24 protein-coding genes are annotated in these 22,349 nt (G+C 30.9%); 17 read left to right on the top strand and 7 right to left on the bottom strand.

Features of this window, described 5'->3' with window-relative positions; all coding sequences use genetic code 11:
* Positions 1-30: 30 nt before the first annotated feature.
* A complete protein-coding gene (locus tag NHF47_RS09980; protein ID WP_252764780.1) occupies positions 31-723 on the top strand; it encodes a hypothetical protein in 693 nt (230 codons plus the stop codon).
* 78 nt (positions 724-801) lie between these two features.
* Here NHF47_RS09980 and NHF47_RS09975 read toward each other — a convergent pair whose 3' ends face one another.
* The 4 genes from NHF47_RS09975 to NHF47_RS09960 form a co-directional block, all read right to left on the bottom strand.
* Positions 802-2,268: a lipopolysaccharide biosynthesis protein gene (locus NHF47_RS09975; RefSeq protein ID WP_252764779.1), complete on the bottom strand. Its 1,467-nt coding sequence runs from the start codon at positions 2,266-2,268 to the stop codon at positions 802-804.
* Positions 2,269-2,275: 7 nt separating this feature from the next.
* The gene (locus tag NHF47_RS09970) at positions 2,276-3,592 is read right to left on the bottom strand and encodes a glycosyltransferase family 4 protein (RefSeq protein ID WP_252764778.1); all 1,317 of its coding nucleotides are present in this window, start codon (positions 3,590-3,592) and stop codon (positions 2,276-2,278) included.
* Entirely contained in the window at positions 3,573-5,981 is a 2,409-nt protein-coding gene (locus NHF47_RS09965) for a YfhO family protein (protein WP_252764777.1), read from the bottom strand. The genes NHF47_RS09970 and NHF47_RS09965 overlap by 20 nt, the downstream gene beginning before the upstream one ends.
* Before the next feature lie 96 nt (positions 5,982-6,077).
* Positions 6,078-6,356: a DUF4834 family protein gene (locus NHF47_RS09960; protein ID WP_252764776.1), complete on the bottom strand. Its 279-nt coding sequence runs from the start codon at positions 6,354-6,356 to the stop codon at positions 6,078-6,080.
* A gap of 107 nt (positions 6,357-6,463) precedes the next feature.
* On the opposite strand from NHF47_RS09960, the gene NHF47_RS09955 reads away from it, so the two are divergent.
* A complete protein-coding gene (locus tag NHF47_RS09955; RefSeq protein ID WP_252764775.1) occupies positions 6,464-7,432 on the top strand; it encodes a transporter in 969 nt (322 codons plus the stop codon).
* A gap of 1 nt (position 7,433) precedes the next feature.
* Entirely contained in the window at positions 7,434-8,552 is a 1,119-nt protein-coding gene (locus tag NHF47_RS09950; RefSeq protein WP_252764774.1) for a GNAT family N-acetyltransferase, read from the top strand.
* Between the two features lie 55 nt (positions 8,553-8,607).
* Here the strand turns inward: NHF47_RS09950 and NHF47_RS09945 are convergent, their stop codons facing one another.
* The 3 genes from NHF47_RS09945 to NHF47_RS09935 are packed head-to-tail and all read right to left on the bottom strand — an operon-like array spanning position 8,608 to position 10,078.
* Positions 8,608-8,919 (bottom strand): rhodanese-like domain-containing protein, encoded by a 312-nt coding sequence (locus NHF47_RS09945; protein WP_252764773.1) that lies wholly within the window; start codon positions 8,917-8,919, stop codon positions 8,608-8,610.
* 24 nt (positions 8,920-8,943) lie between these two features.
* On the bottom strand, positions 8,944-9,558 hold the full coding sequence (locus NHF47_RS09940) for a thioredoxin family protein (protein WP_252764772.1): 615 nt from the start codon (positions 9,556-9,558) through the stop codon (positions 8,944-8,946).
* 1 nt (position 9,559) lies between these two features.
* Positions 9,560-10,078: a TlpA family protein disulfide reductase gene (locus NHF47_RS09935; protein WP_252764771.1), complete on the bottom strand. Its 519-nt coding sequence runs from the start codon at positions 10,076-10,078 to the stop codon at positions 9,560-9,562.
* A gap of 122 nt (positions 10,079-10,200) precedes the next feature.
* Between NHF47_RS09935 and NHF47_RS09930 the strand changes: the two genes are divergently transcribed.
* The 14 genes from NHF47_RS09930 (at position 10,201) to NHF47_RS09865 (ending at position 22,341) form a co-directional block, all read left to right on the top strand.
* Positions 10,201-10,656, top strand: a complete 456-nt coding sequence (locus NHF47_RS09930) for a MarR family winged helix-turn-helix transcriptional regulator (protein ID WP_252764770.1) — start codon at positions 10,201-10,203, stop codon at positions 10,654-10,656.
* Between the two features lies 1 nt (position 10,657).
* A complete protein-coding gene (locus NHF47_RS09925) occupies positions 10,658-11,290 on the top strand; it encodes an NAD(P)H-dependent oxidoreductase (protein WP_252764769.1) in 633 nt (210 codons plus the stop codon).
* 24 nt (positions 11,291-11,314) lie between these two features.
* The gene (locus NHF47_RS09920) at positions 11,315-11,881 is read left to right on the top strand and encodes a YceI family protein (RefSeq protein ID WP_252764768.1); all 567 of its coding nucleotides are present in this window, start codon (positions 11,315-11,317) and stop codon (positions 11,879-11,881) included.
* Between the two features lie 102 nt (positions 11,882-11,983).
* Positions 11,984-12,850 carry an AraC family transcriptional regulator gene (locus NHF47_RS09915; RefSeq protein ID WP_252764767.1) on the top strand — a complete coding sequence of 289 codons (867 nt, stop codon included), beginning with the start codon at positions 11,984-11,986 and terminating at the stop codon, positions 12,848-12,850.
* Between the two features lie 78 nt (positions 12,851-12,928).
* A complete protein-coding gene (locus tag NHF47_RS09910) occupies positions 12,929-13,468 on the top strand; it encodes a YbhB/YbcL family Raf kinase inhibitor-like protein (RefSeq protein WP_252764766.1) in 540 nt (179 codons plus the stop codon).
* Positions 13,469-13,720: 252 nt separating this feature from the next.
* Positions 13,721-15,121: an anthranilate synthase component I family protein gene (locus NHF47_RS09905; RefSeq protein WP_252764765.1), complete on the top strand. Its 1,401-nt coding sequence runs from the start codon at positions 13,721-13,723 to the stop codon at positions 15,119-15,121.
* 76 nt (positions 15,122-15,197) lie between these two features.
* Positions 15,198-15,761: an aminodeoxychorismate/anthranilate synthase component II gene (locus NHF47_RS09900; RefSeq protein WP_252764764.1), complete on the top strand. Its 564-nt coding sequence runs from the start codon at positions 15,198-15,200 to the stop codon at positions 15,759-15,761.
* Positions 15,762-15,878: 117 nt separating this feature from the next.
* Positions 15,879-16,871: an anthranilate phosphoribosyltransferase gene (gene trpD, locus NHF47_RS09895; RefSeq protein ID WP_252764763.1), complete on the top strand. Its 993-nt coding sequence runs from the start codon at positions 15,879-15,881 to the stop codon at positions 16,869-16,871.
* 4 nt (positions 16,872-16,875) lie between these two features.
* Positions 16,876-17,670: an indole-3-glycerol phosphate synthase TrpC gene (gene trpC / locus NHF47_RS09890; RefSeq protein WP_252764762.1), complete on the top strand. Its 795-nt coding sequence runs from the start codon at positions 16,876-16,878 to the stop codon at positions 17,668-17,670.
* 16 nt (positions 17,671-17,686) lie between these two features.
* Positions 17,687-18,298 carry a phosphoribosylanthranilate isomerase gene (locus NHF47_RS09885; protein ID WP_252764761.1) on the top strand — a complete coding sequence of 204 codons (612 nt, stop codon included), beginning with the start codon at positions 17,687-17,689 and terminating at the stop codon, positions 18,296-18,298.
* Positions 18,282-19,475: a tryptophan synthase subunit beta gene (gene trpB, locus NHF47_RS09880; protein WP_252764760.1), complete on the top strand. Its 1,194-nt coding sequence runs from the start codon at positions 18,282-18,284 to the stop codon at positions 19,473-19,475. Before NHF47_RS09885 ends, trpB begins: the two co-directional genes overlap by 17 nt.
* A 55-nt stretch (positions 19,476-19,530) precedes the next feature.
* The gene (gene trpA / locus NHF47_RS09875) at positions 19,531-20,292 is read left to right on the top strand and encodes a tryptophan synthase subunit alpha (protein WP_252766083.1); all 762 of its coding nucleotides are present in this window, start codon (positions 19,531-19,533) and stop codon (positions 20,290-20,292) included.
* A 127-nt stretch (positions 20,293-20,419) separates the two neighbouring features.
* Positions 20,420-21,037 carry a TetR/AcrR family transcriptional regulator gene (locus NHF47_RS09870; protein ID WP_252764759.1) on the top strand — a complete coding sequence of 206 codons (618 nt, stop codon included), beginning with the start codon at positions 20,420-20,422 and terminating at the stop codon, positions 21,035-21,037.
* A 2-nt stretch (positions 21,038-21,039) separates the two neighbouring features.
* Positions 21,040-22,341, top strand: a complete 1,302-nt coding sequence (locus NHF47_RS09865) for a TolC family protein (RefSeq protein ID WP_252764758.1) — start codon at positions 21,040-21,042, stop codon at positions 22,339-22,341.
* Positions 22,342-22,349 lie beyond the last annotated feature (8 nt).

Genomic DNA, 22,349 nt, shown 5'->3' with positions numbered 1-22,349 from the left:
GTTGAGAGTTTAACCTTAAATTGATGTGTTATGAAAAAAATTACTCAAGTATTAGTTATCGCAGTTTTAACTTTAGGTTTACATACGGCAAAAGCATCGGATAAAAAGGTTTTTGATGATGCAATTGAAAGAGCTTATCCACCTGTAGATTATAGATTTGCAGATCCGATAGTATTCATGGAAAGAGGAATCGAATTTTATATCTTCCCAAATGGTGAATTTGATTTTAATACGGTTCAAACCACAGCACCAAATAGAAGATCAAACAGTGTAAATAGAACGTATGGGGCACCAGGTACAAGAGGGTATTCAAATACTTACTATGGTACTTCTGGTACAAAAATTGAACACGATTATATGGGAAGAGTTAGACGAGTTGGTAATGTTTTTATTAACTATGATGCAAGAGGAAGAGTAAAAAGAGTTGGTTCTGTTTATATGAATTATAACAGTTTTGCTCTAACTCAAGTAGGTGGTTTACGAATCATTTATGATCGAAGAGGTAGAATTGTGAATATCATTGGAGTAGTTAACAGTTATAGCGGACATTATACCTATACTACTAACAACAATCACTATCAAGCTGACAACCATTATGAATACCAATCAGGTTCTGGTTACAGTAACGATGACGATGAAGAAGACTACTACTACTATCGCCAAGATGGTACAAAAGCAAAAATGGCTGCAGATGATATAAAAGCAGTAGATAAAAAGAAATAAAAATTTCGTAATATAGTTTTGATTGGTTTAGTTTGTTTGTTAAAAAGTCCTGCCGAACAGTAATGTGAAGCAGGATTTTTATTTTTTAACTATTTTATATAAAAATTTTTCTAAAATAAGATTAATATCAGTAGAAAGAGAAAAATAATACGACAAGCCCATGTAGAAAGAAGTAATCAAAACTGATTTTAAAAAGATATTGAGAATTGGATGAAAACCAAAATCCCAAAAATAAAATGTCAAAAATGTCACAATTAAAATACCTAATGATTTGAGTGTATTCCATGAAAAAGGAAATAACTTCATCTTGAGTACCACAAAAAATAATTTAGATAAACTGTACAATGTAATAGACAATAAAGTAGCAAATGCAGTTCCTTTTAATCCATACAAAGGAATAAAAATCATATTCAATCCAATGGTCACCAGTAGTAATAAAACCCCTAAAAAAAGAACCGTTTTGTAATAGGGTGAATTAAAAATTATCGCATTATTATTTCCTAAAATGAGGTCAAAATATTTGGATAACCCAATAGTAAAAACCACAAAAATTCCTTCCGAATATTCCTGAGGTAACAATACATACAACTCATTAATATTGCATAAAATTCCAATGAAAATTAAACCTCCAATGATTTGCAGTGTAATAGATGTTTTTTGATACAAATCATTAAGTGCCTCATACTTATTTTCGCTCATTAATTTAGCGGTAATTGGGTAGGTTATTTGATGCATCGCTCTACTTGGAACAGCAATAACTGTCGCTATAAATATGGCAACCGAATAATAGGCTATGTTTTCAATCTTTACATAATTGTTCAACATGAATTTATCGATTTCCAAAAATAAATTGGCAATTCCTCCAGTTAGAATAATGAACAAACTATAAACCACTATGGCCTTTGCATTTGTTGGAATACTTAAAGAAAATATAGGAAAACGCACTTTAAATGCAAACCATTTCATGAATAACATAGCAAATAAATAAATGCCCATTAATGCATATACAAACTCTTCTGGGGTAATCCAATTAAAATAGACTGCAAACAAAGTTATACTTACTAAAATACGCAATACTACTTCTTTGATGAAATTTCCTAAAACCGATTGTAAATGGACTTTTACCCAAGCATAAAAAATCTCAAAATATCCCATAGACAGTCCTATCACTGGAATTTGCCAAACATAATCGTATACAATTGCATTCTCTTTCGATAACATTGCTGCTATTTGATGGTAACCAAAATAGGCTACTAAAGATAAAGGAATAACCAATAATAAGGGTAAGAATAAAACAAAGGTTAAGAACTTCGATTTTTCTTCCTCTGTTTCGTAATCATTGAAATATTTCACTAAAGTATTGTGCACTCCAAAAGCCATTAAAGGCATTAAAATATTAGCTGAAGATAAAATATAACCTACCAATCCATAGTATGTATCGCCTAAAAATTGCACATACATATATAAGGTATTGATTGCTCCAATTGCAAAACCTATATAGGTAATCACCGTATTCTTAATGGATTGATTGATAACTATTCCCATTTTTAAATTAGAAATTAGAAATTAGGAGCTTGGAAAGTCTTTCAGTTAAACTTTTTCTACTGTACTGTTGCAAACCAACAGGGTGAGATTTTAAATTATGCTCTAAATACATCCAAAAATAACTTAAAATTTGATTTTTTAAAGCTTCTTTTTCGTGATAATTAAAAAACGTACCTGTATTAGTTGCCTTAATAATTTTCTCAACATCAGTTTCTGTTGGACCTATAGCTAAAATTGGACGTTCCGATACCATATATTCAAATAGCTTTCCTGGTATAATGCATTTGGTTTCCTTAGAATCAATTTCAATCAGTAATAAAACTTGGGAACAACGTTGTTCTTGCAAGGCTTCCGCATGAGAAACATAACCCAAATTATTTACAAATGGAGCCAACTTATATTTCTGAATACTTTCTAACACTTCACTACTAACTGCTCCTATTAATTTTAGTTCGAAATGTGTGGCAAAACTTTCATTTTCTTGTGTTAATTCGGATAGTACTTGCCATAAAATTTGGGGATTTCGTTCAGAAAGAAAAGAACCTATGTGCGCCAAAGTAAATTTTACATCTAAAGGTTTTTTATTTATTTGTTCCACATCATAGCCATTGGTAATCACTTCAATAGGACGATTAGTAAGCAGTTCAAATTCTTTCTTTGTCGTTTCTGAAGTTACAATAATGGCATCACAAGAATGTAAGACTTCTTTTTCTAGAAACTTATGCTTTTTGGCTGCCCAAGAACTTAACTTTAATTGTTTGTGATAACCAATTGTGGTCCATGGATCACGAAAATCGGTAATCCAATTGATATTTATTTCTTTCTTTAATTGTAAACCAATAAGATGTAAACTATGTGGTGGCCCAGTCGTAATAACCGTATCGATTTGATGTTTTTTAAGATAGTCTTTTAAATAACGAACCGATGATTTTACCCAAAAAACTCGAGCATCTGGTATAAATAAATTACCTCTAACCCAAAGCATCATTTTTTCAAGTACCGACTGCTGCTTCTGATTGGAAATAATTCCAGAACTTATTTTTTTAGCTTTCTTTTTGGAAAAAATAGAAGCCAAACCATAAGGTTCAAAAATACTTTTTTTTATGATAATCGTCTCTTCTGAAACTTCACTTAGCAGTTTTTCATCAAGCAAAGGATAGGTTGGGTTTTCTGGAATATAAACGTGAGGTTCAATTCCAAAATCTGGCAAATACTTGACAAATTTTAACCAACGTTGCACTCCTGGCCCACCTGCTGGAGGCCAATAATAAGAAACAATGAGTATTTTTTTTATGGGTGTAATATTATTTTTTCTTTGTTTCAAAATAAACGCCTCCTAAGAGTAATAAAAAGATAAGGATAGCACTTGTTAACGCTATTTTACTTCCTGTTTGCACTACTTGGGGTTCAAACTTAAATTCAATGGTGTGCTTACCAGCAGGAATAGACAAACCTCTTAAGACATAATCTACATTATATATTTCCGTTTCTTTACCATCAATAGTAGCTTTCCAACCGTTTTCATAATACATTTCAGAAAATACTCCAAAACCATTTTTTGAGTTATTGGAGGTATATTTTAAATAATTAGGACGATAGGTTCGCAATGTGATTGAAGCTGTTGAATCTTTTTCAATATTTCCTTTGAAACTATTTTCCAAAGAATTCATTACTACTACATTCTTAGTATCTAAACTATCCAATACTTTCATTTCTTCATCTGCAGAATTAACCAAATCTATTTTTTCTACAAACCATGCATTTCCATTTGCTGCTGGGTTGATTAAAGCTACTGGTTTGCCGTCTTCTCCATTTTGAATGATATATTTCACATTCAGCATATTCAAAACACCAACATTATTTTTAGCGATTTGGTAATCAAATAATTGTTGCATTCTTCTTGGTTTTGCTGCATGATAACCACCAATAGATTTATGAAAATACGAACTTCTAGCACTACTCATTTGTCCGTTTACTTCAAAAACTCTAAAATGTGTGGTATCTTGTAGGATCTTTAAATCTGCTTCAGTAGGCTGAAAAGGTTCATCCATCTCTCTAGCAAAAACAAAGTCTTCTTTGTTTACATAATTTTTATCAATAGGAACTAAATCTACACAAAACAATAATCCAATTAAAATAACGGCTCTTATTTCTTTTAAGCTTCCTTTATTATGTAAAAATAGAATGGCAAATGCAACTAATACAAAGCCCATAGAACGTAAGATATCTTTTGTGAATAACGACATTCTATCTTTTCTTAATGCACTCATAAATTCTGGACCATAATTTTGAGCATAATAGCCATCATTACCTCCAGCAAAATCAAAAGTGCCTTTGAATACAAATAAAAGAGTTAAAAGTCCAAAAACAATGGCACCGCTTTTCCAAAGAGCATTCCATTGTTCATTTTTATCTTCAATTTTGAAAAAACGAGAAAAACCGAGTATAGCCAAAACCGGAACACACAGTTCTAATAGGACTTGTATCGAAGAAACGGCTCTAAACTTATTATACATTGGAACAAAATCTATAAAAAAGTCTGTCAAAAAAGAGAAATTTTTACCCCAAGACAAAAACAAAGAAAGTAATGCTCCAGTTATTAAGGCATATTTTAATTTTCTATTATCAACAACAAAGATGGCCAGTACAAAAAAGAAAAATACCACAATCCCAATATAAGCAGGTGCAGCAACAATAGGCTGATCACCCCAGTAGGTTGGCATTTGTTGTACAATTTCTACAGCTTCATGTGGAGGAACACCTTGTTGGGTGATAAAGCTGTACATTTCTGAATCTACACCCAAATCTTCATGATTGGATCCTCCAAAAAGTCTTGGAGCTAATAAATTTAAACTTTCCGCTTTTCCGTAGCTATATTCCGTTATGTAATCGTAACTCATAGCATTAGAATTCACTTTAGGAGCTCCATTTTCATCAAATGTAAGCTCACTTTTATTTCGAGTTGAAAAAGCTGCATATTCTGAAGTAGCTAATAAATTAGTTGCATTTGCACCTACAGCCAATACTCCAGCGATAACAAAAACACCAAGAACTTTTCCTAACTCTTTATAAGCTTTATCTTTTATGAATTGATATACATAAAAAGTACTTACCACTAAAAGAAGTAACAATAAATAATAGGTCATCTGAAAGTGGTTGGCTTGAATCTCCAAAGCTGCAGCAAATAGTGTTAGCAAACCACCAACAATATATTTTTTTTGGTATACCAATAGTACACCTGCTAAAACCAGTGGCATATAAGCAATGGCATGTGCTTTGGCATTATGTCCTACACCAAGGATAATAATCAAATAGGTTGAAAAACCAAAGGCTAAAGCACCAAAAAAGGCTTTTAAAGGATCAATTTTTAAAACGGATAGCAAAATATAAAAACCAATAAAATACAAGAATAAATAATCTGCTGGACGAGGTAAAAATCGTAAAACTGAATCTAGTTTTTTAATATAATTATGAGGATAATTGGCCCCTAACTGATAGGTTGGCATACCACCAAAAGCACTATTCGTCCAGTAAGGTTCTTCATTATTTTCCTTTCTAAAATCATTTTGCTCTTTGGCCATACCCGTATATTGAACGATATCGGATTGGTATATTTTTTTACCTTCTAAAACGGGATAAAAATAGATTACAGCGACTAAAATAAAACCAATTATGGCTAAAAAATGAGGAATGAAAGGTTGCAGTTTTTTCATTGGTATAATTATATCTAAATAAAACGCTAAGGTAAATAAAAAAAGGATATTGCAACAATATCCTTTCTAGCAACAAATATTGCCTTTAATTTTTTTTTAATCTATTTCTTCAAAATCGACATACTCACCTACTTTCTTTTTCTCTCTTGGCATTTGCTTCGTATCTGTATTTTGAGAAGATGTATTTTGATTCGAGTAAGAACCTTGTTGTCCAAATTGCTGATTCATTTGATCTTGCATTTTTTGTTGCAATTTGTTCACTGCTGTACGCATCAATATAGGTGCAAAAATGCGGAACAAAAATTTAAATAAATAATAAAATAATATTATTAAAGCTAACGTTCTTAGTAAACCTGGGAATGATGCTGTTTCCATTCTAATTTAATTTAAAATTCAAAATTACACTTATTAGTAGATAAAAGCATAGTAATGTTTCTTAAAATTATTATAAAAATACTATTTTTGACCTAAATATTAGCACCATGAAATATACTAAAGGACTATTCGTATTCTTTTTCTTTGTTTACCAAGTTCATTATGCCCAATTTACAGATGAGATTAATTCCAACCGCCCTGGAAAATCGATGATGGCATTTTCAGTTGGAAAATCTATTATTCAAGTAGAAACAGGATTAAATTACCAAAATGAGGATCATGCGGGTTTAAAATATGATGCCAATGGCTTTATTGCCGAACTTGATTTTAGATGGGGCTTATTTTTTGAAGAATTAGAGTTCGTAGCTGAATTGCAATATCAAAACGACAAATACACCTCTCTTTTTGAAAGTAAAAACAGATCTGCTTTAAAGAAAACCTTGGTTGGTGCAAAATATTTAATCTATGATCCTTTTAAAAATTACGAAGTAAAACCGAATTTGTATAGTTGGAAAGCCAATCATAAATTCAACTGGAGACAATTTGTCCCTGCTGTAGCTGCTTATGCGGGTGTCAACATTAACTTTTCAGATAATCCTTTCAATTATGCACCTTCTTATGTAAATGAAAATACGATTAGCCCAAAAGTGATGTTAATTGCTCAAAATCATTTTGGTTCGCGTTGGGTTTTTGTAACCAACATTATGTATGATAAAATTGCTTCCAAATTTGCTTCTATTAACTATGTGATTACATTGACAAGAGGTTTTAACGAAAAATGGTCAGGTTTTATTGAAAATCAAGGTTATAATGGGGATTATTATTCAGATGGAGTTTTCCGATTAGGGGCCGCTTATTTAATTAACAATCGAATGCAAGTGGATGCTTCTATTGGTAAGAATATTAAAGATAGCCCATCCTTATTTAACGCTGGTGTTGGTTTTTCTTGGAGGTTTGATGCCAATTATGAGGAAGTAAAAATTGAAAAAGACAAAGGCAGTAAAATGGATCAAAAAATGAAGAAAAAAGCAGAAAAAGAGAAGAAAAAACGTAAAGACGAGGTTGAAATAGAATAAAATGATTACAGTAAAAAAAGTAAGTACAAAAAAAGAGTTAAAAGAATATGTTCTATTTTCTTTTGAGCTATTTAAAGACAATCCCAATTGGATACCTCCTATTATAGCTGAAGAATTAGAGACTTTTGATAAAAGAAAGAATCCAGCTTTCCATTCAGCAGAAGCCCATTTTTATGTAGCGTATAAAGAGGGTAAAATTGCAGGTAAAATAGCGGCTATAATTAATTGGGATGAAGTAAATATCTTAAAAAAGAGTAAAGTTCGTTTCGGATGGTTTGATGTAATTGACGATATTGAAGTTACCAAAGCTTTACTAGAAAAAGTATATGAATTAGGAAGACAGCATCACTTAGAGATGGTAGAAGGACCTATTGGTTTTTCCAATTTAGATAAAGTAGGTGTTTTAGTGAAAGGTTTTGAAGAAATGGGAAATATGGTTACTTGGTATAGTATGCCTTATTACAAAGATCATTTTGAACAATTAGGATTAGTTAAAGAAAAGGAATATGTAGAAAGTAGTTTTTCCTTTACCAATATTGATCCTGCTCCATTTATGAAAATCAGTAAATTAATACAAGAAAGATATCATTTAAGAGCCATCAATTTTACAAAAACGAAAGATATCATGCCTTATGTGGATGAAATGTTTGATTTGTTTAATGAAACCTACGCTAAATTACAATCCTTTGTTGCTATAAATCAGATTCAAAAAGAATATTTCAAGAAAAAATATATCAGTTTTATTAATCCGGAATATATAAAATTCATATTGGATAAAGACGATAAAATGGTGGCATTTGCTATTGTTATGCCTGGTTTTAGTGATGCTCTTAAAAAAGCCAAAGGAAAACTATTCCCTTTTGGTTTTTATCATTTACTTCAAGCAAGAAAACATTCTAAAGAGGCTGTTTTTTATTTAATTGGAGTTACACCAGAGTATCAGAGCAAAGGAATTACAGCGATTATTTTTGAAGAATATTATAAAATTTTCAAAGCTAAAGGTATTCATACCTGTGTGAGAACTCCAGAATTAGAAGAAAATAATGCGGTACACAATCTTTGGAAACATTTCGATTCTAAAATAACCAAGCGAAGAAGAACCTACAGTAAAAAATTATAAAAAATAAAAAGAGTTATCTACTAGATAACTCTTTTTATTTAAGGTCCTATTGAAATTATTCTGTATCTATTGGGCCTTCCCATTCTGTTATACCGCCTACTAAATTGTAAGCATTAGCAAAACCCAATTCTCTCATTATATTACAAGCATTAGCGCTTCTCGATCCAGCTGCACAATACACATAATAGTTTTTAGTTTTATCCAATTCTTCTAAAGCATAGATAAAACCTTGACCTTTGAAAATATCAATATTCATTGCATTTGCAATTTTTCCTCTGTTATACTCCTCTTCGGTTCTAACATCGAGAATGATTCCTTTTTCATCAGTTAAAAACTGACTCCACCATTGTTGTTGCTCTAAATTCATATATCATAATTTGCTCCAAAAATACTATGCTTTTATAGAACATCCAATAGCTTTGGTAACTTTTACTGAAACTTCTTTATTTTTTAATAAGGCATCAACCGCATTTTCAACATATTTAACCTTAACAGCTTCTTCATCAGCGTGATTATCATCAATTGCACCAATGTATTTTACAATATTTCCTTCTTTTGTTTTTTGTAAAACATATACATGAGGTGTTTTTGTTGCACCATATTGAGGATAAATTTTTTGTCCTTCATCAAACAAATACGGAAAAGTAAACCCTTTTTCTTTGGCCCTAACCTTCATTAATTCAAAACTATCTTTCTCTTGAACCGCAGGATTATTCGGATTAATCGCAATTACTGGATAGCCTAATTTTTTATATTTTTTGTCTAACGCAATAATTCTATCTTCATACGCTACGGCATACGGACAATGATTGCAGGTAAAAATTACAATATAACCTTTTACATCTTTATAGTCACTTAAAGATACCATTTTATCGTCTACGTTTTTCAGCTTAAAATCTGTTGCTTTATCACCTACTTCATATCCTGAAGTTTCATTATCACTAAGGGTAAATGCACTAATTAGTACAAATAAAAAAACACCAAAAACAATTTTAAAAACTTTCATATTATTCATTTATTTTAATTAAAACCTCTTTTTCAAGTTCATCATAGGTAAAGGATTGCTCATAAAAACTATAGGAATCGTTTTTATAGATAATCGTTGCCGGTATGGCACCACTCCATGTCTCATTCACTTTCTCAATCCATGAATTCGCATCAGGATCATCTAAATGTATCACTTCAGATTGTAATTGCTTTCTTTTAATGTAAGGAATTAAATTAGAGAGCACCTTTTTAGGAAAATCTAAACTCACTAAAATAACTTTTACTTTATCTTTTGCATACTGTTTCCCAATATTCTCAAAATGTGGTAATTCTTTAATGCATGGTGCACACCAAGTTGCCCAAAAATTAATCACATAAATGGTATCGTTTTTCTTTTTCAAAAAAGATTCTAATCCCTCATAATTGTACGATTCTACCTGAATCTCATCCTGATTGTAAATTGTAATAGGCTCTTTTGGAGTTTGTCCAAATAAGATTACACTACAAAAACAACATGCTAAATACATTAATTTCTTCATAACAAGTTAAAAGTAATCATTAAACGAGAGGCTACTATAAATTTAATAAAAATTTAACACACATTTGTATATACAAATAATAAAAACACATACATTTGTACCTACAAATTTTGTAATTACAAATGAGAATAGAAGACGAAATAAAAAGTACAGTTGCATTAAGTATTGCAAAAAAAGTAATCTTAAATTTAGCCTTTACCAAAAATTATGTAGGTGATAAATTTAATGAAATTTTAAAGCCTTTTGAAATTTCTGGGGAACAATATAATGTATTACGAATTCTAAGAGGACAAAAAGGAAAACCTATTAATATGCAAGACATTCAAGATCGAATGGTTACCAAAAACAGTAACACTACTCGATTAATTGATAAATTACTATTGAAAAAAATGGTAGAACGAAATGTTTGCCCAGAAAACAGAAGAAAAATAGAAATATTGATTACTCAAACTGGATTAGACACCTTAGCGGAATTAGATCCTTTAATTGAAAATCATGAAAATGGAATAACGAGTAATCTCACAAATCCCGAACTAGAACAATTAAATAATTTATTAGAGAAAATAAGAGAAAATTAATATGAGTACATTTATAGAAAATCAAAAATGGAGATATGCAACAAAAAAATTTGATGCTACCAAAAAAATCGCAACTAAAGATCTAGAAACACTTAAAGAAGCCATTCAATTGAGCACTTCTTCTTATGGATTACAACCTTATAAGGTTTTAATTATTGAAAATCCTGAATTAAGAGCAAAATTACAACCAGCTTCTTGGGGTCAAACCCAAATTGTAGATGCTTCTCACCTATTAGTATTTGCTAATAGTGTTGATGTTACTGAAAATGAAATCGACAATTACATGGCTAATATAGCTAACACTAGAGGATTACAAATTGAAGATTTAAAACCTTATAGTGATTTCATGAAATCCAAATTAATCCCTTTACCTGCTGAAAATAAAGCCATTTGGACTTCAAAACAAACCTATTTAGCACTTGGTAATCTTCTTAATGCAGCAGCGGAATTAAAAATTGATGTCACTCCAATGGAAGGATTTGAACCAGAAAAATACAATGAAATTTTAGGCTTAAATGCATTAGGATTGAACGCTTCTTTAGTAGCTACTTTAGGCTATCGACATGAAGAAGATGCTACACAACATTATGCAAAAGTGCGTAAACCAAACGAAGAATTATTTATTACACTATAATTATTAAATCAAATTAAAAAAACAATGAAAAATTTTAAAACAATTGCGGTTGCATTCCTAACTTTAGTTTCATTTGCTGTGAATGCACAAACTACAAAAAAAGTTAATGTAGAGAAAAGTAAGATTGAGTGGATTGGTAAAAAAGTTACTGGTCAACACAATGGTACCATTAACTTAAAAGACGGTGCTTTAGTATTCAAAGGAAAAAAATTAGCGGGTGGTAACTTCACTGTAGACATGACTTCTATCAATACAACCGATTTAGAAGGCGGAATGAAAGGTAAATTAGACGGACATTTAAAATCTGAAGATTTCTTTGGAGTTGAAAGTCACCCTACATCAACATTAGTTTTCAAAACAATTGCTGATAAAGGTAACAATGTATACACCGTAACTGCTGATTTAGAAATCAAAGGAAAAACAAATCCTATCGTTTTTGATATAACTGTTAATAAAGATACTGCGACAGCTAAATTAATTGTAGATAGAACAAAATATGACATTAAATATGGTTCTGGTTCCTTTTTTGATAATTTAGGTGACAAAACCATTTATGATGACTTTGAATTGAATGTAACTTTGAGTTTCTAATTCACAAACTATGAAAAAGAAAAAGCCCAAAATATTTTGGGCTTTTTCTTTGACCTTTTAAAAACATTTTCTTTTTGTAATTTTAACTTCTAAATGGAAGTAATGAGCAAAATAGAATTACCTAATTATTTTACCCAAAACAATCAAGTTCCTGATGTATATGTGCATTCCTTTTCAAGTGAAGCTCATTCACATAAATCTAAGGTACAATTAAATGCTAATTTAATTAGTTTTTTAACAGAAGGTTCCAAAGAATTGTATTACGAAAATGATTCAAAAATAGTTACCAATAAAGACTTTGTAATTGCAAAGTCTGGGAATTGTTTAATGTCTGAAAACTTATCGGAAGATAAAAAGTATGTTAGTTTATTGTTTTTCTTTTCAGATAGTTTTATAACTCATTTTAAAGAAAAATATCACATAGAGAATATAACAAAACAGAGCAATCCTGAAATGGAAAGCAAATTTAAAATCTTCTCCTATGATGCATTTATTTCTAACTTTGTAAATTCATTACAGCAATTAATACAATCAGAAATATCCTTAACTGAAGACTTTTTCACCCTCAAATTAGAAGAAATTCTTTTTTATTTGACACAAAAAAACGGTAGCGAAATTATATCTTTTTTAGATAATACTACTTTACTAAAACACCATATTCGCTTAAAAAATATAGTTGAAAATAATATTTTTTCAAAATTAACCTTAGAAGAACTTGCCTTTTTATCACATATGAGTCTTTCCACTTTTAAAAGAGAATTTAAAAAACTGTATGGTTCCTCTCCTAGTAAATGGATACAAGAAAAAAGACTTGAAAAATCGGCAGAAATGTTACGCAATAAAAAAGAACGTCCCATAGATGTCTATGCAAGTATTGGATACGAAAGTCTATCAAGTTTTACACAATCATTCAAACATAAATTTGGCATCACTCCCAAACAATACCAATTACAAAAAATGAACCTATAGCAACATTTTTTGAACAAATAGAACAATTATTTCCATTATAGTATACTTAATTTTGATTTATAACAAAATATTTAAATTATGAAGAAAATAATTGTAACCCTATTTTTAATTAGCACTTTTTTCACTTATGCACAGACATTTACTCTAGAAAGCAAAGAAATTGGTGGACAATCAACAAAAAAACAAGAGTTTAATGGATTTGGTTGCACTGGAGAAAATGTTTCTCCGCAATTATCATGGAAAAATGCTCCAAAAGGAACTAAAAGCTTTGCCATAACCATGTATGATCCTGATGCTCCAACCGGAAGTGGTTTTTGGCATTGGATTGTTTTTGATATTCCAAATTCGGTAAATGAATTAGTTAGCAATACAGGAAATTTAAGTTTAAACTTAACTCCAAAAGGAGCTATTCAAAGTAAAACGAGTTATGGAGTCCAAGGTTATGGAGGTCCATGCCCACCAGAAAAACATGGAATACATACTTACATTATTACCATTCATGCTTTAAAAACTGATAAATTAGGCTTAGACCAAAATACGAATGCAGAAATTGTGGGGTATTATTTGTGGCAAAACACCATAGAAAAAGCTTCAATTGTTATGTATTATCAAAGATAATTTCAAACGCATCCAAACAAGTAAGATAATTTCTAAACTTTTATTTGGTTTTAAAAAAAATATTTTAATACATTTGTACCAATCAATAAAAAGATGCAAACAATTTTAAATAATACTTGGTGGTGGAACAACTTACGTCAGACGTCGTGAGAGAATCCTCCTATAGTATAATTTAAACCAAAATACATAGAAAAGGCTTGTCAATCACGACAAGCCTTTTTTTTTATTATAAAATTTAAATGAATGTAAACCATGAAAACGTACCCACTTAAAACGCATTTTAAACAAATTCTGGCAGACACTATAACACCAGTAAGTGTGTATTTGAAAATAAGAGATCGATTTCCAAATAGTATTCTACTTGAAAGTAGTGATTATCATGGGAATGACAATAGCTTTTCCTATGTCTGTTTTAATCCTATTGCTTCTATAAAAATAGAGAATCAAAAAATTGAAACACAATTCCCTGATGGGTATTCCGAAATTATTCCTATAGATGAATCTGTACAAGTCGCCCATGAAATGGAACAATTTTGTAAAAGATTCATTACTGAAGAAACGAATTTTAAGTTTATTACTCAAGGTTTATTCGGATATATCGCTTACGATGCCATACCATATTTTGAAAGTATTAAAATCGAAACTAAATCTTTAGAAAATAAAATTCCAGAAATTTATTATGCGGTTTACCAAAATATAATTGCAATTAACCATTTTAAAAATGAGGCTTATATTTTTTGTCATTCTTATAGTAATGATACTAACATTGCTGAAATCGAACAACTATTACAAGCTAAAAATTTTGCTTCTTTTTCCTTTACCAAATCAGGAACCGTAATTTCAAATTTAACCGATTCCGATTTTAAAGAATATGTTACCAAAGCTAAAAAACATTGTCAACGAGGTGATGTATTTCAATTGGTTTTATCCAGAAGATTTTCACAGGCTTTTAAAGGAGACGAGTTTAACGTATATCGCGCTTTGAGAAGTATAAATCCTTCCCCGTATTTATTTTATTTCGATTATGGAAATTTCAAAATTTTTGGTTCTTCTCCAGAGGCTCAATTGGTTATTAAAAATAATTTAGCAGAAATTCATCCCATTGCTGGAACATTTAAACGCACAGGAAATGATGAAAAAGATGCTCAATTAGCCAAAAAATTAACTGAAGACACTAAAGAAAATAGCGAACATGTGATGTTGGTAGACCTAGCTCGCAATGATTTGAGTAGAAGCTGTGAAGAAGTTACAGTAGAAAAATATAAAGAAGTACAATTTTTTTCTCATGTGATTCATTTGGTTTCCAAAGTAACTGGAAAACTAAAACCCAATCATCCTTTTATGGAATTAGTAGCAAAAACTTTTCCAGCAGGAACTTTAAGTGGTGCACCAAAATACAAAGCGATGGAATTAATCGAATCTATCGAAAAAACAAACAGAAGTTTTTATGGTGGCGCAATCGGATTCATGGATTTTAAAGGTAATTTCAATCATGCTATTATGATACGAAGTTTCTTAAGTAAAAACCACACTTTGTACTTTCAAGCTGGTGCTGGTATTGTTTCAGATTCTTTGGAAGAAAATGAAACTCAAGAAGTGTATAATAAATTAAATGCCTTACAAAAAGCGTTGGATTTAGCTGAAAATATATAATAATTAAAAAATTAAGATTAAAAGTGTTGCTCAAGTTTTCAAACTTTTAATCCTTTAAACGTTTAATACCTACCATATGAAAATAGTAGTAATCGACAATTATGATAGCTTCACTTATAATTTAGTACATTATTTGGAAGACTTACACGCAGAAGTTACCGTATTCAGAAATGATGAATTTGAACTGGAAGAACTAGAATCATTCGATAAAATTGTATTGTCTCCAGGTCCTGGCATTCCAGAAGAAGCTGGTCTTTTAAAAGCAGTGATTAAAAAATATGCTCCTACAAAAAGTATCTTTGGAGTTTGTTTAGGTTTACAAGCCATTGGTGAAGTTTTTGGAGGTAAACTGATTAATTTAGACAAAGTATATCATGGTGTAGCTACTCAAGTTACACAAATAGAAGATGATTTCATTTTTCAAGATTTACCCAAAATTACTGAAGTGGGTCGTTACCATTCTTGGGTTGTGGCCAATGAAAATTTACCAGAAGAGTTGATTATTACTTCCATTGATGAAAACGGGCAAATTATGTCTATGAAACATAAAACCTATGATGTAAGAGGCGTTCAATATCATCCTGAAAGTGTATTAACGCCAAATGGTAAAAAAATTCTTGAAAATTGGTTGAAGAATTAAGCTATATAAGGCTGCTCAAGAAACGCTTATTTGATTGTTTCAAGAGCAGTTGAAAACCTTTAGAATTAAATATACTGTTTTATAAAATTTATTCAAGTATCCCTCACAAAACCAACTATGAAAACAATATTAAATCGATTAATCAATCACGAAATACTTTCAAAAGCAGAAGCTAAAGAGGTATTAGTTAATATATCCGCTGGTAATTATAATGCCAGTCAAATTGCCTCGTTTTTAACCGTTTACATGATGCGAAGCATTACTATTGAAGAATTATCAGGGTTTAGAGAAGCTTTGTTAGAATTGTGTATTCCTGTTGATTTTTCTGCTTACAACACGATTGACTTATGTGGGACAGGTGGTGATGGTAAAGATACGTTCAATATTTCAACTTTAGCCTCTTTTATTGTTGCTGGTGCAGGAATTAAAGTAGCCAAACATGGGAACTATGGTGTTTCTTCTATTTCTGGTTCAAGTAACGTCATGGAGAAAATGGGTGTAAAATTTACAAATGATATCGCTTTTTTAACTCAATCTATCGAAGAAACCAACATCGCTATACTTCATGCCCCTTTATTTCACCCAGCCATGAAAAATGTAGGACCTATTCGTAAAGAATTAGGTGTAAAAACCTTCTTTAACATGTTAGGCCCCATGGTAAATCCATCTTTTCCAAAAAACCAAATGGTAGGGGTTTTTAGTTTAGAATTAGCTCGAATGTATGCTTATTTGTACCAAAACACAACTACTAATTATAGCATTCTTCATGGATTAAGTGGTTTTGATGAAGTTTCTTTAACGGATGAAGTTAAGATTATAACCAATACTTCAGAAAATATTGTAAAACCAAAAGATTTTCAATTACCCACAATTGAATTAGAAAAAATAAAAGGTGGAAATACAACAGATGAAGCCGCACAAATATTCTATGATGTAATTTCTGGAAAAGGTTCAGAAGAACAAAATAACGTTGTTTGCGTAAATGCAGCAATTGCCATACAAACCGTTAACAAAAATAGCTTTGCTGACGCATTTTCGCAAGCGCAAGAAAGCTTAGATAGTGGGAAAGCTTTTGAAAAATTAAAAAGACTAATTGAAATAAGTAAATAAAACCATGAATATCCTTGATAAAATTATCCTCGATAAAAAAAGAGAAGTAGTACTGAAAAAAAGCATTATTCCTATAACTCAATTGGAAACTTCTGTTCTGTTTAACGAACGTACGTATTCGATGTCCAAATTACTTAAAAACAGCTTATCAGGGATTATATCAGAACACAAACGTCGTTCTCCATCGAAATCAGAGATTAATAATACCCATACAGTTGAAGAAGTTGTTGTTGGATATCAAAATGCTGGTGCTTGTGGAATTTCTGTCTTAACTGATGGCAAGTATTTTGGTGGTAGTTTAGATGATTTGTTATTAGCAAAAGCTTCCGTAACGATTCCTTTATTACGAAAAGAATTTATTGTCGATGAATATCAAATTATTGAAGCTAAAGCGTATGGAGCTGATACTATTTTATTAATTGCTGCTGTTTTAACAAGAGAAGAAATAAAACAATTATCGGAATTGGCACAAAGTTTAGCATTAGAAGTATTGTTAGAAGTACATAATCGCGAAGAATTAGAAAAAGCAATTATGCCCAGTTTAGACATGGTTGGTGTAAACAATCGAAACTTAAAAACATTTGAAGTAAGTTTAGATTATAGTAAAGAATTAGCATCCTTAATTCCAGATAACTTTGTAAAAGTTTCAGAAAGTGGCATTAGTTCCATAGAAGCGGTTAAAGAACTACAACAATACGGTTATCAAGGCTTTTTAATGGGCGAACATTTTATGAAAACCAATAACCCAGGAGCTACTGCAAAAGAATTTATAAATACAATTACAAATGGTAGACATTAAATTAAAAATATGTGGAATGAAATATCCTGAGAATATTCAAGATATTAGCACTTTACATCCAGACTATTTAGGGTTTATTTTTTGGGAAAAATCCCAACGAAAATTTGATACCAATGAAATTTTAGAAGTACCTAGCCCTATTAAAAAAGTGGCTGTATTTGTAGACGAAGAGGAAGAAAAAATAAAGAGTATTGTTGATTACTATACTTTTGATGTTGTTCAACTACACGGTTCAGAAACTCCAGAGTTTTGTGAAGTAATAAAATCGTATGGTGTTGATGTTATCAAGGCCTTTTCTGTTGATGAAAATTTTGATTTTAAACAACTTACGACTTACGAACCTCATATCGATTACTTTCTCTTTGATACTAAAGGAAAACTTCCAGGTGGCAATGGTATTTCATTTGATTGGGATTTGCTTTCGCAATATACCTTAGAAAAACCCTTTTTTTTAAGTGGAGGAATTGGCCTAACCAGCGTCGATGCTATAAAATCTTTTCTAAGTACAGAAAATGCAAAATATTGTCATGGAATAGATGTAAACAGTCGCTTCGAAAAAAAGAAAGGATTTAAAAATTATTCAAAACTAAAACGATTAAAAAGAAGATTATATGAAAACGAAATATAGTGTAAATGAATTGGGGTTTTATGGAAAATTTGGTGGTGCATTTATTCCAGAAATGTTGTACCCAAATGTGGAAGAACTGAAAGAAAACTATTTAAAAATAATGGCAGAACCCTCCTTTCAGGAAGAATTCAACCATTTATTACAACAATATGTAGGAAGGCCTACTCCACTTTATTTTGCAAAAAGACTCTCCGAAAAATACCATACAAAAATTTACTTAAAAAGAGAAGATTTATGCCATACTGGTGCTCATAAAGTAAACAATACCATTGGTCAAATCCTAATGGCTAAAAGATTAGGTAAGAAAAGAATTATTGCTGAAACTGGTGCTGGCCAACATGGAGTGGCTACTGCCACAGTATGTGCTCTTATGGGATTGGAATGTATCGTTTACATGGGAGAAATTGATATTCAAAGACAAGCTCCCAATGTAGCCCGTATGAAAATGTTAGGTGCTATAGTTCGACCAGCAACTTCTGGTTCAAAAACATTAAAAGACGCAACTAACGAAGCAATTAGAGACTGGATCAACAATCCTGTAGATACGTTTTACATTATTGGATCTGTAGTTGGGCCACATCCTTATCCAGACATGGTAGCTCGTTTTCAAAGTGTCATTTCGAAAGAAATCAAAAACCAACTTCAAGATCAAGAAGGTAAAGAAAATCCAGATTATGTGATTGCCTGTGTAGGTGGAGGTAGTAATGCTGCTGGAGCCTTTTTTGAATTTTTAGAAAATGAATCCGTACAATTAATAGCTGTTGAAGCGGCAGGCCATGGAGTTGATTCTGGTGAAAGTGCAGCTACTTCTGTTTTAGGTAAAATTGGAATTATACATGGAAGTAAAACACTTTTAATGCAAACAGAAGACGGTCAAATCACCGAACCATATTCTATTTCAGCTGGTTTAGATTATCCTGGTGTTGGTCCGTTACATGCGCATTTACATGACTCTAACAGAGCAGAGTTTATTGCCATAACTGATGCTGATGCTATGGAAGCAGGATTAGCTTTATCGAAAATGGAAGGTATTATTCCAGCCATTGAATCGGCACATGCTTTTGCTGTATTAAACAAAAAAAACTTTCAACCCGATGACATTGTGGTGATAAACCTTTCTGGAAGAGGAGACAAAGATCTAAATACCTATATCGATTATTTTAATTTAAGTGATTAATTGTTAGCTAAACCTTTTAAACAATTAACCCTTAAACTTTTAAACCAAAAATATGATGAACAGAATAAACCAAAGTTTACAACAAAATAAAAAATTACTTTCTATATATTTTACAGCAGGATATCCTAAACTAAATGATACTGTTTCTATTATTCAAGAATTACAACAAAATGGTGTGGATATGATTGAAATTGGTTTGCCCTTTTCCGATCCTTTAGCAGACGGACCAACAATTCAAGAAAGTTCAACGCAGGCCATTGCAAATGGAATGACCACTTCCCTACTTTTTGAACAATTAAAAGACATTCGTAAAACGGTCCAAATTCCATTACTAATTATGGGTTATTTCAATCCTATGATGCAATTTGGCATGGAAAAATTTTGTCAAAAATGTCACCAAATAGGAATTGACGGACTCATTATCCCCGATTTACCCTTATATGTCTATGAAAATGAATATAAAAATTTATTCGAAAAATACAACCTAAAAAATATCTTTTTAATAACACCACAAACTTCCAAGGAAAGAATCTTGCAAATAGATTCCATTTCAGATAGTTTCATTTACATGGTTAGTTCTGCTTCGGTAACAGGCAGTCAAAGTGGATTTAGGGAAGAACAAATCCATTACTTTAAACATATTGAAAGTTTACAGTTGAATAACCCCCAAATTGTTGGTTTTGGTATAAAAGATACTACCACTTTTACTCAAGCAACTACACATCAAAAAGGTGCTATTATCGGTAGCGCATTTATAACGTTTTTAGCTCAAAATCCTATTTCTAATATTAAAGATTTTGTGAAGAGCCTAAAATAAACCAATACTATACATTCAAAAAGTTATCATTACCTAAAAAAATGTTAATTTTTTGTTAAAGAGAATTTAAACAAACGTTTAATTTAAACAATTGTTTAAATTTGTATCGGATTTAAAATTTTATGAAATGACAGAATACAATCCGAAGCAAATAGAAATCATTTCAATAACTGAAAAATTATTTGCCGAAAAAGGGTTTGATGGTACTTCTATTAGAGAAATTGCGAAAGCTGCAGACATCAATGTGGCTATGGTTTCCTATTATTTTGGTTCTAAAGAAAAATTACTAGATGCTATTATTTTATATCGTCTTTCTTCCTTTCGTTTAATGCTGGAAAATCTACAAGCTGAAAACATTACACCAAAAGAAAAGGTTGGCAAATTTGTAGCTATTTATATTAAACGTATTTATGAAAATAGAGATATCTATCAAATTCTACATTACGAAATAGTCAATCAAAACAGAACGAGCAATTTTCCTGCTTTCTCAGAAATCAAAAAAAACAATTTAAAACTTTTAGAAGACATCATCCAAGAAGGACAAAATGAAGGTGTTTTTAAACAAAATTGCAAATCGGTATTAATTCCTCCTATTGTAATTGGAGCTTTCTTCCAGATTTATAATAATAAAAAGTTTTATCAAGAATTAATTGGTCTAGAAGATGAAATTTCTTTTGAAAACTACATCTTAAATGAATTTACCAATGATATGTCAAATATAATTTTAGGAATGTTAATTCAATAAATATGAATAATAAGAATCTACTTGTACTCTATTTTGTACTCCTACTAACCCCTTTTCTGCAAGCGCAAAATGCGAAATCACTTTCCTTAGAAGAAGCTATTCGTATGGGTGTTTCCCAAAGTAATCAAGCTATTTTGGCAGACACTAAAGTGAAAACCTCGGAATGGGAATTGAAAACCGTAAAAAACAATCAATTGCCAAACTTATCTGTTTCTGGACAATATTTCAGATTAACGCAAGCTAAAATTAAAGGCAATTTAGCACCTCAATCGGGCGGAAATGGTTTAGATATTAATCAATTGATGATTGGTCAAGCTACAGCTACGATACCTGTTTTCAATGGCTTTAAAATTCAAAATGGTATTGAAGCTGCAAAAAGCATCAATAAAGCAGAAATTAGTCACGCTCAACATACAAAAGAACAAGTGGCTTTAGCAGTTACTCAATTATACTATGGATTATACAAAACCAATCAAATGATTCAATTAACCGAAGATTTTCTAAAAACAGCACAGCAACGTGTGCTTGATTTTCAAGCAATGGAAGACAATGGTTTACTAGCCCATAATGATTTATTAAAAGCGCAATTGCAAGAATCTAATATTCAATTGTCATTGGCTACAGCCAAAAAAAATTATTCTGTTTTAAACTATCAATTGGCCAATCTTTTGCAACTACCAGAAGGAACCGTTATCGAAATTCCTGAAAACAGTGTTGAAAAAACAACTGATATTGTTACCGAAACTACAACTGAGAGAAAAGATTTAGAAGCCTTACAATATCAAGAAGAAGCCTTAAAAAGCAATATTAAAATTGCGAAAGGGAATTATTTACCATCTATCAACTTGATTGGTGGTTATATTGCACTAGATGTTAAAAATGCTTTTACAATTACCAATGCAATGAATTTTGGAGCTGGTATTTCGTATGATTTCTCTTCTCTATTTAAAAATAAAAAGGAAGTTGAAAAAGCAAAAAGCAAGACCTTAGAAACAACCCAACAAATTGCCATTCTTACCGATAAAATTAAGGAAGAAATTCAAGAAGCTAATGCTAATTATGAATTAGCAGTTCAGCAAAAAGAGGTGTATTTAAAAGCACAAGAACAAGCAACCGAAAATTATCGTATTGTAAAAGATAAATATGATAATGGTTTATCAACCACGAATGATTTATTAGAAGCCGATGTAGATCAAATTCAAGCTAAAATAAATTACGCTATTGCTACTTCAGATATTCAAGAAAAATATTATGAATTATTATACCAACAAGGAAAATTAACCCAATCATTCAACATTAACTAAGAGATACT

It is taken from the genome of Flavobacterium sp. NRK F7 (genome assembly GCF_024054195.1).
Classification (GTDB): domain Bacteria; phylum Bacteroidota; class Bacteroidia; order Flavobacteriales; family Flavobacteriaceae; genus Flavobacterium.
Note: the sequence above shows the minus strand (reverse complement) of the source record. Positions and strands in the feature narration are given on the sequence as shown.

Coding starts and splice junctions, on each gene's coding strand:
- NHF47_RS09925 (WP_252764769.1), top strand. CDS start 10,658: ATGAGTACATTTATAGAAAATCAAAAATGGAGATATGCAACAAAAAAA.
- NHF47_RS09935 (WP_252764771.1), bottom strand. CDS start 10,078: ATGAAGAAATTAATGTATTTAGCATGTTGTTTTTGTAGTGTAATCTTA.
- NHF47_RS09960 (WP_252764776.1), bottom strand. CDS start 6,356: ATGGAAACAGCATCATTCCCAGGTTTACTAAGAACGTTAGCTTTAATA.
- NHF47_RS09915 (WP_252764767.1), top strand. CDS start 11,984: ATGAGCAAAATAGAATTACCTAATTATTTTACCCAAAACAATCAAGTT.
- NHF47_RS09885 (WP_252764761.1), top strand. CDS start 17,687: ATGAAATATCCTGAGAATATTCAAGATATTAGCACTTTACATCCAGAC.
- trpA (WP_252766083.1), top strand. CDS start 19,531: ATGAACAGAATAAACCAAAGTTTACAACAAAATAAAAAATTACTTTCT.
- NHF47_RS09865 (WP_252764758.1), top strand. CDS start 21,040: ATGAATAATAAGAATCTACTTGTACTCTATTTTGTACTCCTACTAACC.
- NHF47_RS09900 (WP_252764764.1), top strand. CDS start 15,198: ATGAAAATAGTAGTAATCGACAATTATGATAGCTTCACTTATAATTTA.
- NHF47_RS09910 (WP_252764766.1), top strand. CDS start 12,929: ATGAAGAAAATAATTGTAACCCTATTTTTAATTAGCACTTTTTTCACT.
- NHF47_RS09975 (WP_252764779.1), bottom strand. CDS start 2,268: ATGGGAATAGTTATCAATCAATCCATTAAGAATACGGTGATTACCTAT.
- NHF47_RS09980 (WP_252764780.1), top strand. CDS start 31: ATGAAAAAAATTACTCAAGTATTAGTTATCGCAGTTTTAACTTTAGGT.
- NHF47_RS09920 (WP_252764768.1), top strand. CDS start 11,315: ATGAAAAATTTTAAAACAATTGCGGTTGCATTCCTAACTTTAGTTTCA.
- trpD (WP_252764763.1), top strand. CDS start 15,879: ATGAAAACAATATTAAATCGATTAATCAATCACGAAATACTTTCAAAA.
- NHF47_RS09930 (WP_252764770.1), top strand. CDS start 10,201: ATGAGAATAGAAGACGAAATAAAAAGTACAGTTGCATTAAGTATTGCA.
- NHF47_RS09965 (WP_252764777.1), bottom strand. CDS start 5,981: ATGAAAAAACTGCAACCTTTCATTCCTCATTTTTTAGCCATAATTGGT.
- trpB (WP_252764760.1), top strand. CDS start 18,282: ATGAAAACGAAATATAGTGTAAATGAATTGGGGTTTTATGGAAAATTT.
- NHF47_RS09950 (WP_252764774.1), top strand. CDS start 7,434: ATGATTACAGTAAAAAAAGTAAGTACAAAAAAAGAGTTAAAAGAATAT.
- NHF47_RS09870 (WP_252764759.1), top strand. CDS start 20,420: ATGACAGAATACAATCCGAAGCAAATAGAAATCATTTCAATAACTGAA.
- NHF47_RS09905 (WP_252764765.1), top strand. CDS start 13,721: ATGAAAACGTACCCACTTAAAACGCATTTTAAACAAATTCTGGCAGAC.
- NHF47_RS09955 (WP_252764775.1), top strand. CDS start 6,464: ATGAAATATACTAAAGGACTATTCGTATTCTTTTTCTTTGTTTACCAA.
- NHF47_RS09945 (WP_252764773.1), bottom strand. CDS start 8,919: ATGAATTTAGAGCAACAACAATGGTGGAGTCAGTTTTTAACTGATGAA.
- NHF47_RS09940 (WP_252764772.1), bottom strand. CDS start 9,558: ATGAAAGTTTTTAAAATTGTTTTTGGTGTTTTTTTATTTGTACTAATT.
- trpC (WP_252764762.1), top strand. CDS start 16,876: ATGAATATCCTTGATAAAATTATCCTCGATAAAAAAAGAGAAGTAGTA.